Raw genomic sequence first — 2,646 nt, forward strand, 5'->3', positions numbered from 1 at the left:
ATGTACTCGGCGAGGAAGAACAGTGCGAACTTCAGGCTGGAGTACTCGGTGTGGAAACCACCGACCAGCTCACCCTCGGCCTCGGGGAGGTCGAACGGCGCCCGGTTGGTCTCACCCACCATCGCGATCGAGTAGATGACGAACGACGGCAACAAGATCAGGCCGAACCACACGTCGTCCTGCGCAGCCACGATCTCGCTGGTCGACATCGACCCGGCGTACATGAACACCGCGACCAGGGCCAGGCCCATCGCGACCTCATACGAGATCATCTGCGCGCTCGAGCGCAACCCGCCCAGCAGGGAGTACGTCGACCCGCTGGACCAGCCGCCCAGGACGATGCCGTAGATCCCGATCGACGCGATCGCCATCGCGAACAGCACCGCCACCGGCATGTCGGTCAACTGGAGCGGGGTCCGCTCACCGAAGAAGCTCACCTCGGGCCCGAACGGGATGACCGCAAACGTCACGAACGCCGGCACCACGCAGATCACCGGCGCGAGCACGAAGACCACCTTGTCGGCAGCCTTCGGGATCAGGTCCTCCTTGAACGCCAGCTTCACACCGTCCGCCAACGACTGCAGCAGCCCGAACGGGCCGTGCACGTTGGGGCCGATCCGGTGCTGCATCCGGGCCACGACCCGGCGCTCCAACCAGATGTTGAACAGCGTCAAGACCACCAGCACCACGAAGACCAGAACAGCCTTGATGAGGACCACCCACCAGGCGTCGCGACCGAAGGAGTCAAGCACGGCACACCTCGACTCTGGTGCCGGGACTGGCGACGTCGGCCAGCAATCCGGCCCCCGTCGATCTGGCGGGCAGCCACACGACGTCATCGGCCAAGTCGACAGCGACAACCGCCGGCACTGTCAGCGATCCACGATCGCCCGCCACGGTGATCACGGGACCGAATCGATGGAGGTTGGTCGGGCTGAGCCGAGCCACCACCGGGCGGGCCGTGCTCCGCAGCGCCGGGTTGCCCTCCTGGAGCGAGCCGTCATCGAGCATCACGCGCCATGACGCCAGACGGAACGGACGGACGTATCCCGCCGCGGACTCGGCCGGAGAACCCGACTCCGCAGCCCACTTCTCAGCGAGGATCCGGCCTCGGACCTGAGCGGACCCGCCTGGACGGGGACCGGCACTGCCTCCAAGTGCCCGAGTCTCCTTGCTGATTCCCGTCAATACCTGGCGATCCGGGATCACGAGGCTCCGGTGCATGGCCTGCGGGAACGCGCGACGCCGTCCTTCCCAGTTGACGAAGGATCCCGCCCTTTCGCTCGTCGCGGCGACCGGGAACACCACGTCTGCCGCTGCCGTCACTGCGGTTGGCCGCATTTCGAGGCTGACGACGAAGTCGGCGGCCTCGAGTGCAAACCGGAATGCGCCCGGATCGCTCGTGTCGTCGGGGTCGACTCCACCGACCAGCAGTCCTCGTAGGTTCCCGTCGAGAACTGCGGCAACGATCTCATTGGCATCCCGACCACCTTTGCCCGGAAACAGCCCGGCTTCGACCGCACCGCGGTCGCCAGCACGGCGCGGCACCCAGGCCAGCCGCGCACCCGAACTCGCCGCGATCCTCGCAGCAGTCCTGAGAGCGCCTGGCGAGATGGCGAGACGCTCCCCCAGCAGAACAACGGTCGCCGCGTCGACTTCAGTTGCCAGGGCCTCCAGGACAACTGCCTCCTCCCCCGGCGCAGTCGGGATGACCCGTGCAGCGAGCTTGGCCAGTCCGCGGGTGGTGTACGGCGACAGGGCGATCACCTCGGTGCCGCCGGCCAGGACGGACTTGCGCAGGCGCAGGAAGATCGCGCCGGCCTCGTCCTCGGGCTCCAGGCCCACGAGGACCACCTTCGTGGCGGACTCGAGGTCCTCATATCTGACTCCGAGTCCACTGCCCTTCACGTGCTGCTCGAGGAAAGCAGTCTCTTCAGCGGACAGCGGTCGGGCGCGGAAGTCGACGTCATCGGTAGCCAACACCGTCCGGCTGAACTGCTTGTACGCACGAGCGTCTTCCATCGTGAGCCGGCCGCCGGTGAGCACGCCGACGCCGCCGGCGTCCTTGGCGGCGGCCAGTCCTCGGGCCGCGACGGCGAAGGCCTCGGGCCACGAGGCAGGGCGGAGGCTCCCGTCGTCGTCGCGGACCTGCGGGTAGGTCAGGCGGTCGTCGGACTGTGCGTACGCGAACGCGAAGCGGTCCTTGTCAGTGATCCACTCCTCGTTGACGGCCGGGTCGTTGCCCGACTGGCGACGGAGCACCTTGCCGCGGCGGTGGTCGATCCGGATCGCGGAGCCACAGGCGTCGTGCTCGGCCACGCCGGGCGTCGACACGAGGTCGAAGGGGCGGGACCGGAAGCGGTACTGCTCGGAGGTCAGTGCACCGACCGGGCAGATCTGGATCACGTTGCCGGAGAAGTACGAGAGGAAGGGCGCGTCCTCAGCGATGCCGATCTGTTGCTGGGCGCCACGCTCGAGGAGCTCGATGAACGGGTCACCGGCGATCTCGTCGGCGAAGCGCGTGCAGCGCTGGCACACGATGCAGCGCTCGCGGTCCAGGAGCACCGTCGGCGACAGGTTGATCGGCTTCGGGAAGGTCCGCTTCACGCCACGGTTGCGGTCATCGGAGAAGCGCGACTCGCCGCG

Annotated in this window: 2 protein-coding genes; both read right to left on the reverse strand. The window is 67.8% G+C overall.

The window, feature by feature from the left end:
• On the reverse strand, positions 1–752 hold a 752-nt coding region (locus tag ASD84_RS24585; protein WP_235531099.1), incomplete at its 3' end, for a complex I subunit 1/NuoH family protein.
• Positions 745–2,646, reverse strand: a 1,902-nt coding sequence (locus ASD84_RS24590) for a molybdopterin-dependent oxidoreductase (RefSeq protein WP_082573437.1), incomplete at its 5' end; no start/stop codon positions are given. The genes ASD84_RS24585 and ASD84_RS24590, both read right to left, overlap by 8 nt.

The organism is Nocardioides sp. Root682, assembly GCF_001427795.1.
In the GTDB taxonomy this organism is placed as follows: domain Bacteria; phylum Actinomycetota; class Actinomycetes; order Propionibacteriales; family Nocardioidaceae; genus Nocardioides.